This is a genomic window from Pedobacter nutrimenti (genome assembly GCF_032678445.1).
In the GTDB taxonomy this organism is placed as follows: domain Bacteria; phylum Bacteroidota; class Bacteroidia; order Sphingobacteriales; family Sphingobacteriaceae; genus Pedobacter; species Pedobacter nutrimenti_A.
The window spans coordinates 355,550-369,200 of record NZ_JAVTSQ010000007.1 but is presented as its reverse complement, the minus strand read 5'-3'; the positions used below and the strand labels follow the sequence as shown (position 1 = coordinate 369,200).

13 protein-coding genes are annotated in these 13,651 nt (G+C 40.8%); 8 read left to right on the top strand and 5 right to left on the bottom strand.

Going from position 1 to position 13,651, the window contains the following annotated elements; all coding sequences use genetic code 11:
• Positions 1–6: 6 nt before the first annotated feature.
• The 6 genes from carA to R2S08_RS15045 all read left to right on the top strand — a co-directional run bounded on the left by carA (position 7) and on the right by R2S08_RS15045 (position 5,787).
• Complete coding sequence (carA, locus tag R2S08_RS15070; RefSeq protein ID WP_316835912.1) at positions 7–1,119, top strand: glutamine-hydrolyzing carbamoyl-phosphate synthase small subunit; 1,113 nt, start codon at positions 7–9, stop codon at positions 1,117–1,119.
• A 98-nt stretch (positions 1,120–1,217) separates the two neighbouring features.
• On the top strand, positions 1,218–1,985 hold the full coding sequence (locus R2S08_RS15065; protein WP_316835911.1) for an ABC transporter ATP-binding protein: 768 nt from the start codon (positions 1,218–1,220) through the stop codon (positions 1,983–1,985).
• Positions 1,986–1,995: 10 nt separating this feature from the next.
• Complete coding sequence (locus R2S08_RS15060) at positions 1,996–3,087, top strand: ABC transporter permease (protein ID WP_316835910.1); 1,092 nt, start codon at positions 1,996–1,998, stop codon at positions 3,085–3,087.
• Between the two features lie 106 nt (positions 3,088–3,193).
• Positions 3,194–3,886, top strand: coding sequence for an aquaporin Z (gene aqpZ, locus R2S08_RS15055; protein ID WP_133778914.1), 693 nt, complete (start codon positions 3,194–3,196; stop codon positions 3,884–3,886).
• Positions 3,887–4,106: 220 nt separating this feature from the next.
• Positions 4,107–5,402, top strand: coding sequence for a phosphopyruvate hydratase (gene eno, locus R2S08_RS15050; RefSeq protein WP_108549953.1), 1,296 nt, complete (start codon positions 4,107–4,109; stop codon positions 5,400–5,402).
• 85 nt (positions 5,403–5,487) lie between these two features.
• Entirely contained in the window at positions 5,488–5,787 is a 300-nt protein-coding gene (locus tag R2S08_RS15045) for a septum formation initiator family protein (RefSeq protein WP_133778915.1), read from the top strand.
• On the opposite strand, the gene R2S08_RS15040 is transcribed toward R2S08_RS15045, so the two are convergent.
• Positions 5,784–6,395: a trimeric intracellular cation channel family protein gene (locus R2S08_RS15040; protein WP_133778916.1), complete on the bottom strand. Its 612-nt coding sequence runs from the start codon at positions 6,393–6,395 to the stop codon at positions 5,784–5,786. The genes R2S08_RS15045 and R2S08_RS15040 overlap by 4 nt on opposite strands.
• A 9-nt stretch (positions 6,396–6,404) precedes the next feature.
• Positions 6,405–8,486 carry a hypothetical protein gene (locus R2S08_RS15035; RefSeq protein ID WP_316835909.1) on the bottom strand — a complete coding sequence of 694 codons (2,082 nt, stop codon included), beginning with the start codon at positions 8,484–8,486 and terminating at the stop codon, positions 6,405–6,407.
• 97 nt (positions 8,487–8,583) lie between these two features.
• On the opposite strand from R2S08_RS15035, the gene R2S08_RS15030 reads away from it, so the two are divergent.
• Positions 8,584–9,321 (top strand): murein L,D-transpeptidase family protein, encoded by a 738-nt coding sequence (locus R2S08_RS15030; protein ID WP_316835908.1) that lies wholly within the window; start codon positions 8,584–8,586, stop codon positions 9,319–9,321.
• 2 nt (positions 9,322–9,323) lie between these two features.
• On the opposite strand, the gene fabG is transcribed toward R2S08_RS15030, so the two are convergent.
• The 3 genes from fabG to R2S08_RS15015 are packed head-to-tail and all read right to left on the bottom strand — an operon-like array spanning position 9,324 to position 12,017.
• Positions 9,324–10,067, bottom strand: coding sequence for a 3-oxoacyl-[acyl-carrier-protein] reductase (gene fabG / locus R2S08_RS15025; RefSeq protein WP_316835907.1), 744 nt, complete (start codon positions 10,065–10,067; stop codon positions 9,324–9,326).
• Positions 10,068–10,090: 23 nt separating this feature from the next.
• Positions 10,091–11,158 carry an agmatine deiminase family protein gene (locus R2S08_RS15020; protein ID WP_316835906.1) on the bottom strand — a complete coding sequence of 356 codons (1,068 nt, stop codon included), beginning with the start codon at positions 11,156–11,158 and terminating at the stop codon, positions 10,091–10,093.
• Positions 11,142–12,017, bottom strand: coding sequence for a carbon-nitrogen hydrolase (locus R2S08_RS15015; protein WP_316835905.1), 876 nt, complete (start codon positions 12,015–12,017; stop codon positions 11,142–11,144). The genes R2S08_RS15020 and R2S08_RS15015 overlap by 17 nt, the downstream gene beginning before the upstream one ends.
• Before the next feature lie 378 nt (positions 12,018–12,395).
• Between R2S08_RS15015 and R2S08_RS15010 the strand changes: the two genes are divergently transcribed.
• Positions 12,396–13,580 (top strand): ROK family protein, encoded by a 1,185-nt coding sequence (locus R2S08_RS15010; RefSeq protein WP_316835904.1) that lies wholly within the window; start codon positions 12,396–12,398, stop codon positions 13,578–13,580.
• The last annotated feature ends 71 nt before the right edge of the window (positions 13,581–13,651 follow it).

The following is a 13,651-nucleotide window of genomic DNA, read 5'->3' as shown; positions in this document are numbered from 1 at the left end:
ATCATCATGACTAACTACACCAAGTTACCCGCGATCTTGTTATTGGCAGACGGAACCGTATACCACGGTAAAGCAGCCGGAAAAATCGGTACCACAACCGGAGAAATTTGTTTCAATACAGGAATGACCGGGTATCAGGAAATTTTTACTGATCCTTCCTATTTCGGACAGATCATGGTTACCACCAATGCTCATATCGGAAATTATGGTATACATAAAGAAGAAATCGAATCTGATTCTATCAAAATAGCGGGTCTGGTTTGCAAAAACTACAACATCGGATTTAGTCGTAAAGAAGCTTCGGAATCGATCCAGGATTACTTTCAGAATGAAAACATCGTTGGTATTTCAGACATAGACACCCGTGCCCTGGTGCGTCACATCAGACATAAAGGTGCAATGAATGCCATTATCTCCTCGGAAATTACTGATCTGGAGGAATTGAAAAAGAAATTAGCAGAAGTTCCTTCCATGGATGGTTTAGAGCTATCTTCACAGGTATCTACCAAAGAACCTTATTTCTACGGATCTCCGGAAGCTACGTATAAGATTGCTGCACTGGATCTGGGTATTAAGAAAAATATCCTTCGTAATTTTGACGACAGAGACATCTACGTACAGGTATTTCCTGCAAAGACAACCTTCGAAGAGATGAATAAATGGGGAGCAGACGGCTATTTTATTTCTAATGGTCCTGGTGACCCTTCCGCAATGCCTTATGCAATTGAAACCGTTAAGCAGGTATTGGCTGCAGACAAACCCCTGTTTGGAATTTGTTTAGGTCATCAGCTGCTGGCAGAAGCCAATGGTATCGGAACCATGAAAATGTTCAACGGACACAGAGGATTAAACCACCCGGTAAAGAACATCATCAAAAATCATTGTGAAGTGACTTCACAAAACCACGGATTCGGCGTGATTCCAGAAGAAGTAAGAAGTTCTGACAAAGTGGAGATCACCCACCTTAACCTGAACGATCAGTCTATTGAAGGTATTCGTGTCAAAGGCAAAAAAGCTTTCTCTGTTCAGTACCACCCGGAATCTTCTCCAGGCCCTCATGATTCCCGTTATCTTTTTGATGACTTTATTGAAATGATCAAAGGCGAACTCGCCTGGTAACCTTATTCACAGGTTTAAAGCATCATTTTACCGACATATTGCAGGTTTTAAGGGATAGATGGTTTTCTATTCCTTAAAAACCTTCTTACTTTTACACCATGGATAAAAAGAAGGCCATTATCAGTGTTAAAGACCTGGTAAAGAACTATGATGATTTCAACGCGGTAAAAGGCATCAGCTTTGACGTGTATGAAAACGAAATCTTTGGGTTACTTGGCCCAAATGGCGCCGGAAAAACGACAACCCTCGAAATCATTGAAACCCTAAGAGAGAAAACATCCGGAGAAATTACCGTTGATGGTTTATCAGTAGATCATGATGCTGGGCGGATCAAACAAATTATTGGTGTACAGTTACAAGCTGCGGGCTACTACCCCAACCTCAACCTGGTTGAACTGATGGAATTGTTTTCCGGACTATATGGAGTAGACATCAAGCCCATGGAAATGCTGGAGAAAGTAAATCTTCAGGATAAAGCCAAAGCCAGGTATAAAGCCCTATCAGGAGGCCAAAAACAACGTTTCTCCATCGCCACCACCCTCATCAACAATCCCAAAATCATCTTCCTGGACGAACCCACAACCGGTTTAGATCCACAGGCCCGGCGTAATCTATGGGACCTCATCATTGAAATCCGCAAAAGCGGTACCACTGTGGTGATCACAACACATTATATGGATGAAGCGGAACAGCTCTGTGACCGGGTTGCTTTTGTAGAACACGGACAGATCATTGCTCTGGATTCACCCGATAATTTGATTGATAACCTGGTCAACAGTGGCTTTGAACGAAAAAAAGAAGTAAAAAAGGCAAACCTTGAAGATGTATTTATTAACCTGACCGGCCAGCAATGGCGCGAAGGATAATCTAAAAACCATGAACAAACCTTATAACCATACCAAAGCAACTTTAGCCCTCGCTAAAGCCAGCTTCAGATCCATCATGCGCAGCCCCTCTGCTGTTGTATTTACCCTGGCTTTTCCGCTGATCTTTATTCTCGTTTTCGGTTTTCTTGGCGGAGGTGGGGTTAAAGTAGACCTGGCTGTTGCACCCGGTTCTAATCTTCAAAACCCAATAATCTATGCCTTGGAAAAAGTCTCTGTAGTGAGGCTCATCAAAGATAAAGCCCCTAAAGAAATTCAGGCCGACCTTGAAAAAGGAACCATCGATGCTGTCATTGATGTTAAAAGTAATCCATCGGGTACGCCAGCCTTTATAGCCGATGTAAAGTACACTTCGGCCTCTATTGATAAGTCCAACATTCTTAAATCCATCCTGAATAACCTGCTTTATACACTCAACTCAAGAGATATGAAACCAACCATTGCTGAATTGAATGAAAGCACTGTGAAAGGACGTATTTACAGGACCATAGACTTTATCCTCCCCGGACAACTGGGCTTCTCTTTACTCAGTACGGGTGTATTTGGAACGGCGTTCGTCTTTTTCAGTTTACGCCAAACTCTGGTGATCAAACGTTTTTTTGCCACACCGGTGAAAAGATCCAGTATTGTATTGGGTGAAGGACTTGCCAGAATTGGCTTTGCTTTGCTTGGTGCCCTGTTTATTATTCTGATTGGACATTTCTTTTTTCATTTCACATTGATTCATGGCGTCATAACGGTAATCAATATGCTCTTACTGGCTACTATTGGCGTTATTGTTTTTATGGGCTTTGGATTTGTGGTGTCTGGACTGGCCAAAAGCGAAAGCACCATCCCACCAATATCCAATATTATTACTTTACCTCAATTTTTACTTTCGGGCACTTTCTTTTCTATAGATGCATTTCCAAACTGGCTGCAACCCATCAGCAGAGCCCTGCCTTTAACTTATCTGAACGACGCGATGCGAAAGGTTGCATTTGAAGGTGCAGGTTTATGGGACGTCAAACAACAAATCCTGATCATGATTATCTGGGGGTTTGGCATCTACGCTGTAGCTGTTAAGGTTTTTAAGTGGGAGTAAAAAAAACTACTTTACTGAAATTTTATTTGTGTAAATCATAATTATTTATTGTAAATTACATCTATGATCACTCCCACACCAAATAAAAATTTAAACACCGTAAAGTATGAAAAAACTAGTAGCAGAATTTATTGGAACATTTTGGCTCGTACTGGGCGGCTGCGGCAGCGCTGTCCTTGCCTGTAATTATCCTGGGGCAGGCATTGGCTTTGCCGGCGTAGCCCTTGCATTTGGACTAACCGTTGTCACCATGGCCTACGCCATAGGACATATCTCCGGTGCTCACCTTAATCCGGCTGTATCCGTTGGTCTCTGGATTGGAGGACGCTTTGATGGAAAGGATTTAATTCCCTACATTATTTCCCAGGTACTGGGTGGCATTGCCGCTGCAGGTATTCTTTATGTTATTGCTACCGGTAATGGAAGTTCCATTGGGGGCTTTGCAACCAATGGCTATGGAGATTTATCTCCTGGAAAATACAGTTTAACAGCCGCACTGGTCTGCGAAGTTGTAATGACATTTATATTTCTTATCGTGATCTTAGGCGCTACCGACGAAAGAGCTCCTAAAGGGTTTGCAGGCCTGGCCATAGGACTAAGCCTTACCTTGATACACCTGATCAGCATTCCCGTAACCAATACTTCTGTTAATCCTGCCAGAAGCACCAGCCAGGCTTTATTTGTTGGTGGCGAGGCACTAAGTCAGCTTTGGTTGTTCTGGGTTGCACCTATTGCAGGGGCTATTCTGGCCGGCCTGGTTTATAAAGCGGTTTTTGCTTCAAAATCTGAAACAGCATAGTCATTTTAAAAGATAAAATACCATACCTGGGGGATAATTCTAAGAATCATCCCCCTTCTTTTTTTGGCAACATTTTAACTTAACTATTTCTTAGCTAAGGCTTAATTCAAAAAAAAACATTATCAAAGCCTATAATTTAAAATTTATTATAACTTTGGATATTGCCTTAGTAATTGTAATTTCTACACTAAGGCTTATTTACAAATAAAAACCAATAAAAATGAGTTTAATAATCGATGTTCATGCGCGGCAAATACTTGACTCCCGCGGCAATCCTACAATTGAAGTAGATGTAATCACAGAAAATGGTGTCCTTGGTCGTGCGGCCGTACCATCTGGTGCTTCTACGGGTATGCACGAGGCAGTAGAGCTTCGTGATAACGATAAATCTGTATATATGGGTAAAGGTGTTTTAAAAGCCGTTGCCAATGTTAATGATAAGATTGCTGCTGAATTAAGAGGTATAGATGTATTTGAGCAAAATGCCATCGACAACCTGATGATCAAACTGGACGGAACAGAGAACAAAGGTAATTTAGGTGCAAACGCTATTCTTGGTGTTTCTTTAGCTGTTGCTAAAGCTGCTGCTCAGGAAAGCCGTCAGCCTTTATACCGTTACATCGGTGGGGTTAATGCCAATACTTTGCCTATCCCGATGATGAATATTGTGAATGGTGGTTCGCACTCTGATGCCCCTATTGCTTTTCAGGAATTTATGATCATGCCAGTAGGCGCTTCTTCTTTCTCAGAAGCTTTAAGATGGGGTACTGAAGTATTTCATAACTTAAAAGCTATCCTGCACAGCAGAGGTCTTTCTACTGCAGTAGGTGATGAAGGTGGATTTGCACCTACTTTTGAAGGTACTGAAGATGCTGTTGAAACCATTATTAAGGCTATTGAAAAAGCAGGTTACAAAGCAGGTGAACAAATTTGCCTGGCTTTTGACTGTGCAGCTTCAGAGTTCTACAAAGACGGTAAATACGACTATACTAAATTTGAAGGCGATAAAGGTGCCATCCGCACCAGCGCTGAGCAAGTGGACTACCTGGCTAGTTTAGCGGCTAAATATCCAATTATCTCTATCGAAGATGGTATGGCAGAAGATGACTGGGCTGGCTGGAAATTATTAACCGAAAAAATCGGTGATAAAGTTCAGTTGGTTGGAGATGATTTGTTCGTAACTAATGTTAAGCGTTTGCAAACTGGTATAGACCAGGATACTGCAAACTCTATCCTGGTAAAAGTGAACCAAATCGGTTCTTTAACTGAAACCATCAATGCGGTTACTTTAGCACAAACTAATGGTTATACTTCAGTAATGAGTCACAGAAGTGGTGAAACTGAAGATACAACGATTGCTGATTTAGCTGTAGCCTTAAACTGTGGTCAAATCAAAACCGGATCTGCTTCACGTTCGGACAGGATTGCAAAATACAACCAGTTGCTTCGTATTGAAGAGGAGTTGGGTGCTGCTGCACGTTTCATTGGTAAAGATTTTAAATTCTTCAAGAAATAATTTAAAAGTCTATATAAAAAAGAAACGGCCCTTATTTTTGATAAGGGCCGTTTCTTTTTATGAATTTTAACTTATATTTGTGTCTATGAATCGTTTACTTGATCTTTTCCGCAACAAATACTTCATTGCAGCTGCTGCTTTTGTGGTATGGATGCTGTTCTTTGACAAGAACGATATGTTGTCTCAATATGAGTACCGTTCAGAAGTGAACAAATTACAGGAAGAGAAAGATTTTTATGAGAAAGAAACGGCTCATGTGAAGAAAGACCTGAATGAACTGAATACCAATCTGAATACCGCAGAGAAGTTTGCCAGAGAAAAGTACTTCATGAAGAAAGACAACGAGGATGTCTTTGTCATTATCAAAGAAACTCCCAAAGATTAATAGCCAAATCTTGGCAAAGTGAGCTTATATTTCACTACGATAATCCGAAATACGAATATAAAAGCAATTACAGTAATCCTGGCCAGATCATTCCCTATCTTGAAATAGATCAGTCCATAATACAAAATTCCACCAAGGATACAGGCTGTTGCATAGATTTCCCTTTTAAAGATAAGTGGAATTGTATTTAGGAGGGTATCCCGGATTACTCCGCCAAAACATCCGGTAATGGTGCCCAGGGCTACACAAATTCCAGGGCTCAGACCAAATAAAATACCTTTCTGAATGCCCAGCATGGTAAAAAGGCCAAGACCAAGAGAGTCGAAAAGAAAGAGTGTTACCTTAAACTTTTTAATATGCGTTTTGAAAAAGATGGTTGCAATACAGGTGATCAGAATCAGCAGACAATAATTGACGTCTCTCATCCAGGCCACAGGCGTATCTCCTAATAGCAAGTCGCGGACGGTACCGCCCCCTATAGAAGTGACAAAGGCAATGATCAGTACACCGAAGGGATCAAGCCGTCTTTGCATAGCTGCAAAAGAGCCGGATATTGCAAAAGAAATTGTACCCAGGATCTCGATGGTTTGTGATGTACTTATTTCCATACTTTTTAACTAGCGTAAACCGTTTCTCTTTCTCACAAACCATTCTGTACTTAGCAGGGCTAAGATCAGTACAAATAACCATTTAAAGTTAATTAATTCTTCATATTTCAGGTCCTCAAAACTTAAGGTCTTTATGGTCTCCTTGTTTTTGAGCTCCCTATACAGGTCTTTAAGGTTTTCCGGAGCATACATCTTTCCTCCGGTTTGCCCAGAAATGGTGTATAACAATTGATGATTTGCTGTCGTTTGCTGATACTCAGCAAACAAAGGGTTTACAAAGAACATGCCTTCGGCTGTATATTTCCGGCTGCTTAGGGAAGTCTCTGCGACATAGGTATAAGTGCCCGGTGGCAATAGGCCAATATCCAGTTGATAGGCTTTCTCTGATCTGGAAAAGGTAAAATTAAAAACCTTTCCACCTTCATTACGGATTCTAACAACAACATCTGGTGTATTTACGGGTTGATAATTGTCATTATACAGGCTGGCATTTAAAACTACTGACTCATTTTCGTCTACGCTCGTTTTGGATGGATAAACCTTAAACTTACGTTTGTCATCTTTAACGGTAAGATATTGGACAGATTGCAACACCAGCTGATTCAACGTTTCAGGCAAATTATTTCTTGCTTCAGTCAGCTTCCATCTCCATAGTCCTTCTCCAATGAGATAGCAGGATTTAAGCTCGCCAGAGGACATAAAAAACCATAAAGGCAGATTGGAGCCGGTTTTCATTTGTTTTTGATTCAGCATCGTTAAAGCAACGCCATTGACATTCAATTGTCCATAAGGTATCTGCAGCGGATCATAACTCTGAATACCTTTTTTAAACGCTTCATGGAGTTCAAAGGTGGTAAAATCAGCATTTACTACTGGGCTGATCTCCTGAAGCCGGTCATTGGAACTGCTAAAATTTACCTGTTGCTGCAGCCGGTTAAAGGCCGCAAAGTCGGTTTGTGCACCAAGGATGTACCAAACTGGTCGTTTGGATGCCTGCAGTTTGCTAATCAGGGACGCAGCCATAAACTGTTGGTCTGGCAACTGATAAAGAATGACCAGCCCATAATCATCAACATTAACCGCATCCAGGTCTTTGTTCAACATGGTTTTTACCTCAAAGTGTTTGTTGGTTTCTATGGCTTGTTTCAAAACGGCCAGATCAGGATGAGGTCCGGCAGCAGCTATTAATACTTTTTGCCTGTCGTCAATAACTTCTACAACGAAATTCTGTGCATTGTTTTGCGTTGATACCTCATTTTTCAATGGACTCAATACAACTTTATAGGATCTGGACCCTAGTTTAGCCGCTTTTAGTTTAACCTGTATATTTTTAACAAATGTATTTGCATCGATGGTTAATTTCTCTTCATGAACTTTCCCTGCGCCCTCAAAAACAGAAAGTATCAGTGGTTCATTTTTACTTTCAAAGGCCTGCACCTGTACATCTACACTGAAGTCATTGCCCAGGTACACCATATTGTTGTAATTCACATTGGCAATAAGGGCATCCCGCTTTGGAATTGTATCTCCAAGAGCAATGGTATACACCGGCGCCTTTAGTTTGTTGACGGCATAGACCGGATTTCCACCCCGGTTAAAAATTCCATCTGTTGCTAAAATGACTGCCCCTACATTCCTGTTCAGAAATTCATCATTCAGTTTGTCTATTAAAGCTGTGGCATTTGTCAGTTTGCCTTTGTTAGAAAAATCAAAACCGGTCGCTACACGGTCGCTAAAGTTGTATACTCGTACGTCATAAGTATCAGCAAGTTGATCTGCAAGCTGTTTCAGATCTTGCTCATATTTCTTTTTCACAAACCCTGGAGGCTCAATATGTCCAACTGATAAAGAGTTGTCCTGGGCGATCACAATAACTGGTTTTTCCAGGATATAGGAAATCCGTTTAACCAATGGTGCACAAAGGAGCCATAAGATCAGTGCCAGCCCTAATCCACGTACACTGGTAAGAAAAATGCGCAACTTAGGGCTCAGCGATTTCGTTTTTCCATATAACAACAAGCCCAGGAGCCCTCCTGCGATCAGGCAGCACATAAGCATCAGCAAATCCTGTAAATGAAAAGAGTTCCCCATAGTATCAGATTCTGTTTAAAAATTAAACAGTCATTAGGGTAAAGATGCTAAAATTTTAAAAATTTGAATGTAACTTGGAAACATAAATAGGCATTCTATGAATATTACGTTTAAAATTATCCTTCTCCTCAGTATGTCGGGTCCCTTATTTGCACAAAACAGTTTTAAGCAGCAGCAACTTAGCTTTGAAAGGGTAAAAACTGCCTATACGGATAAATGGGATGGGCTGAAAAAGGATTTAAAAATTAAGGGGATCAAGGAAGGGTTCCAGATGTATATTGTTGCCTATAAAAATGAAGGAAAACTGGAGATTTGGTTAAAGAATAAAGACCAGTCTGTTTATAGCCTGTTCAAAAGTTATGACTTTAGTGCACATTCGGGTAAGCTCGGCCCTAAAATCAAAGAAGGGGACTTCCAGACACCTGAGGGCTATTATGCTATCAATGCTTTTAATCCGCAGAGCAATTTTTATCTGTCTTTAGGCGTCAGTTACCCAAACCAGGCAGATCTTTTCAGAAGTGGTAAAAATAAACCTGGAGGTGATATCTATATTCATGGAAACCAGGTGACTGTTGGATGCATTCCCTTAACTGATGATAAGATTAAGGAAGTTTATGTTTTGGCTACAGAAGCACGGAATGCCGGGCAGAAGGAGATTCCGGTATCTATCTATCCTTTCCGGATGACCGATGAAAATGTGAAATCAAAATTATCATTGTATCCACAGCAAAAATCGTTCTGGACAAATTTACAGCGGGGATATACCTATTTCATCAGGCATAAAAAGCCCCCGGTTGTAGAAACGACAAACGAGGGCTATATATTTAAAACCTAGAATTACAACATACCGCCACAAACCGACAATACTTGTCCGGTTACGTAAGCGCTCATATCCGAAGCCAGGAACAGACATACGTTTGCAACATCCTCGGTTTCTCCCGCTCTTTTCAAGGGGATACCTTGCTCCCATCCTTCTACTACTTTAGGGTCCAGTACGTCTGTCATTTCAGTACGGATAAAGCCTGGGGCAACAACATTGGTCCTGATATTTCTGGAGCCCAATTCTTTAGCTACTGATTTAGAGAATCCGATAATTCCTGCTTTAGAAGCGGCATAGTTGGCCTGTCCTGCATTTCCCTGTACACCAACCACTGAACTCAGGTTCACAAAAACACCTTTGCGGTTTTTCATCATGATTTTAGAAGCAGCCTTGGTAATGTTAAATACAGACTTCAGGTTCACATCAATCACTTCATCCCAATTTTCTTCGCTCATCCGCATCAGCAAACCGTCTTTGGTAATTCCTGCATTGTTGACCACAATATCAACTGTTCCAAAGTCTGCTACAATATCACTGATCAGTTTTTCTGCCTGGTCAAATTTAGAAGCATCTGAACGATAGCCTTTAACGGTTGTACCATAGGCTTTTAATTCCTGCTCCAGAGCTTCTCCCTTTTCAACAGATGACAAATAAGTAAATGCTACATGAGCACCCTGCTCAGCAAACTTTTCCGCTATCTTGCGGCCTATTCCTTTAGAAGCACCGGTAATCAGTGCTGTTTTTCCTTCTAGTAATTTCATTATAAATGTTTGGTTATATGAATTTAGTTCTTATTTGATTGTATGGCTGGCTCTTGCTGACTTAAACAATGAAAACTACCCAGGCCCCAGATAATATCTGTTGAATCTATACCGACTACTTTTCTGTCTGGAAATGCTTTTTGAATAATATCCAAAGCTATCGGATCATTTACATCTCTGAAAGTAGGTACTACAACAGATTTATTAGCAATATAAAAATTAGCATAAGAGGCTGGTAAGCGCGTATCCTCATGAATTACAGGTGAAGGCATGGGCAGCTCGATAATGTTCAGTGGCTCACCATTGAGCAAACGCATTTCCTTTAGCGCTTCCAGGTTTTCCTGTAACAGAAGGTAGTTTTCATCCAGCGGATTACTTTCTACAACAGTTAATACCGTATTCTCGTTCACAAACCTGGCGATATCGTCAATATGTCCATCGGTGTCATCTCCAACGATCCCATCTCCGAGCCATAATATTTGTTCGGCGCCATAAAAAGATTTTAAATAGTCTTCTATTTGTTCTTTATTTAAATGAGGATTACGGTTTTCATTTAATAAACATGCAGTTGTTGTTAAAATAGTGCCTGCACCATTGAATTCTACAGAACCGCCTTCCATCACAATATCAGGGGTGTATAAAGGCAGGTTGAAATGTTCTGCGATCTTGGTCGGAATCACATCGTCAAGATCAAATGGCGGATATTTACCACCCCAGGCATTATAACCCCAGTCTACAACTGCTTTCTGTGTGCCCCCAGCATTCAACAGAAAAGCAGGTCCGTGGTCGCGGCACCAGGCATCATTTGTAGGATGAAAATAGAATTCAATATTAGATAAGTCTGCTCCAGCCTTTTCCAGTTCAGCAACAGCAAAAGCTTTCGTGGCCTCATCATTAATATTAATCCGTACTTTCTCTCCTTCTGCTACGATTTTTATAAATGCGCAATAAGGTGCATAAATTGTTTCTATCTTTCCTGGCCAGGAGGCTTCTTTATGTGGCCAGCTTAGCCAAGTCGCTTCATGGGGAGCCCATTCTGCAGGAAAAGCAAATCCTACTTGCTTTGGTGTATCCTTAAATAGATTCGTCATCTATATATCTTTTTGTAATTTGTGAATAACTATCAATTCGTCTGTCTCTTAAAAAAGGCCAGTGCGTTCTGTAGCTGTCTGATTTGGACAGATCCAGTTCTACTACTTTTAATTCTTCTACATTATGGGAAGCCTGGTACAAAAGGGTTCCAAATGGATTGGATACGAAAGATCCACCCCAGAACTCCACTCCAGCCTCTTCACCAACACGATTAATGCTAACCACCGGGACACCGTTAGCAATTGCATGAGAGCGCTGGATCGTCTGCCAGGCATTGTATTGTTCTTTATTGGTTTCACTGTCCTGTGTTGTTGCCCATCCTATTGCGGTTGGGTAAACCAGGAAATCTGCTCCCATTAAGGCGGTTAAGCGAGCCGCTTCGGGATACCATTGATCCCAGCATATTAAAACTCCGATCTTCGCAAATTTGGTTTTGAATACTTTATAACCTAAATCACCCGGAGTGAAATAGAACTTTTCATAAAAGCCCGGATCGTCCGGAATATGCATTTTGCGATACTTACCCAGATAGGTTCCATCAGCATCTAAAACTGCAGTTGTATTGTGATACAATCCTTCAGCTCTTTTCTCAAACAGAGAGGCTACAATGACCACATTCAGTTCAGCCGCTACTTTAGAAAGCACATCTGTTGACGGACCCGGAATCGCTTCTGCAAGTTTAAAGTTCTCGTAGTTCTCTTCGTCACAAAAATAAAGAGAGGTAAATAGTTCCTGTAAACATACGACCTGTGCACCTTGTGCTGCTATTTCACGGATTTTAACAATCGCTTTATCTAAATTTTCCTGTTTATTACTGGTACAGCTCATCTGCACCAATCCAACTTGTACTTTAGCCATTCTTCAAAAAATTATATTGCAAAGTTAACCAAAAAGGTCGAAGCTAAAAGGATAAAGCTGAAAGCCTTGGCCTGCTCGGGAGAAATCACATCTTCAATGGTTTTATAATTGAAATCCATTATATTTTCTGAAAGATGATCATACAAAATGGTTTAGTTCCTTTAAAATTAATCATAAAGAAAATAAACACCGTAAAAGAAAAAACACATATTTAACTGTATTTCAATCAAAAAAAACACATAAATACCGATTTCTTTAAGTTACCTTGCTTTTATACTTTAGCCAAAGTAAATCTTAATAAAAAAATACATAAGAATTTGTTTCTTTTTTATTTTTTTATTAAGTTTAATCAACATAACCAAATATAGTTGATTAGATATGCCTGCGCCTACTGAAAAAAGTCAACAACTGAGAGCGGAGATCATTAAAGAACTCTACCATAAAAAGGTGCTCTCTCTAAAAGAATTGAGTGAACTTACAAAGAAAAGTTTACCGCTGGTCACCTCTGTGGTGAATAGCCTCATCGAAGAAGAGTACATCATAGAGCAAGGTTTGGCGCCCTCCACAGGAGGACGAAGACCACAACTCTTCTTACTAAATCACCAAAAACAAAAATTCCTGGTGGCTGTAGCCATGGACCAGATGATCAGCCAAATGGCGATCTATGACCTTTCCGGACAGCCCGTCTATGGTATAAAACAGATCAATCTGGATATATCATCGCCAGAAGCGACAAACGCTTTAACCGAATTTATAGAAAGGAACATACAGCAATCCGGACTGGACTATAAAGACATCTTAGGTGTTGGAATTGGTATGCCAGGATTTGTTAATGAAGCTGAGGGCGTAAATGAATCTTATTTGATTGCGGAAGGTTCCAATCTTCGGGACCTGCTTACTCAAAGACTAAAGTTACCTGTTTACCTGGATAATGATTCCAGTTTAATAGCGATGGCTGAACTGCGTTTTGGGGCATCTGTTGGTAAAAAAGACGTCATGGTGGTTAATATCGGATGGGGTACTGGCCTTGGGATTATTGTTGATGGAAAACTCTATAGGGGTAGTACGGGCTATGCTGGCGAATTTAGCCATATCCCTTTGTCTAATTCCAATAACCTTTGTACCTGCGGTAAAAGGGGTTGTCTGGAAGTAGACACTTCTCTGCTGGTGATGGTAGATAAGGCAAAAAAAGAGATGTCTGGTGGAGCCGCGTCCAGTATGAAGCAATTGTTTAACGACAATGCGAAAGAGGCGGCAGAACACTTCCTTGATGCGGTAGTCAAACAAGACCCACTGGCTGTATCCATATTGTCAAGCGCTGCCTTCCAGATTGGAAAAGGACTGGCGGTACTCATTCATATTATGAACCCGGAGCAGATTGTTTTAAGCGGAAGAGGTGCCCGGGCGGGAAAAATGCTCCTACCCGCTATACAGCAAGCTATTAATGAATTTTGTATTCCAAGAATTTCTGAACACACACAGATCGCTTTGTCAAAACTTGGGGAGCAGGCAGAATTGCTCGCTGCAGCAAGTTTACTTGTAGAAAAAAGTCAATTTAACTAAACACATAACCAAAGCTAAACCGATGCCTATGCAAAAATAAAAACTCACCCAATACATCCTATCTGTTACAA

Coding starts and splice junctions, on each gene's coding strand:
- carA (WP_316835912.1), top strand. CDS start 7: ATGACTAACTACACCAAGTTACCCGCGATCTTGTTATTGGCAGACGGA.
- R2S08_RS15065 (WP_316835911.1), top strand. CDS start 1,218: ATGGATAAAAAGAAGGCCATTATCAGTGTTAAAGACCTGGTAAAGAAC.
- R2S08_RS15060 (WP_316835910.1), top strand. CDS start 1,996: ATGAACAAACCTTATAACCATACCAAAGCAACTTTAGCCCTCGCTAAA.
- aqpZ (WP_133778914.1), top strand. CDS start 3,194: ATGAAAAAACTAGTAGCAGAATTTATTGGAACATTTTGGCTCGTACTG.
- eno (WP_108549953.1), top strand. CDS start 4,107: ATGAGTTTAATAATCGATGTTCATGCGCGGCAAATACTTGACTCCCGC.
- R2S08_RS15045 (WP_133778915.1), top strand. CDS start 5,488: ATGAATCGTTTACTTGATCTTTTCCGCAACAAATACTTCATTGCAGCT.
- R2S08_RS15040 (WP_133778916.1), bottom strand. CDS start 6,395: ATGGAAATAAGTACATCACAAACCATCGAGATCCTGGGTACAATTTCT.
- R2S08_RS15035 (WP_316835909.1), bottom strand. CDS start 8,486: ATGGGGAACTCTTTTCATTTACAGGATTTGCTGATGCTTATGTGCTGC.
- R2S08_RS15030 (WP_316835908.1), top strand. CDS start 8,584: ATGAATATTACGTTTAAAATTATCCTTCTCCTCAGTATGTCGGGTCCC.
- fabG (WP_316835907.1), bottom strand. CDS start 10,067: ATGAAATTACTAGAAGGAAAAACAGCACTGATTACCGGTGCTTCTAAA.
- R2S08_RS15020 (WP_316835906.1), bottom strand. CDS start 11,158: ATGACGAATCTATTTAAGGATACACCAAAGCAAGTAGGATTTGCTTTT.
- R2S08_RS15015 (WP_316835905.1), bottom strand. CDS start 12,017: ATGGCTAAAGTACAAGTTGGATTGGTGCAGATGAGCTGTACCAGTAAT.
- R2S08_RS15010 (WP_316835904.1), top strand. CDS start 12,396: ATGCCTGCGCCTACTGAAAAAAGTCAACAACTGAGAGCGGAGATCATT.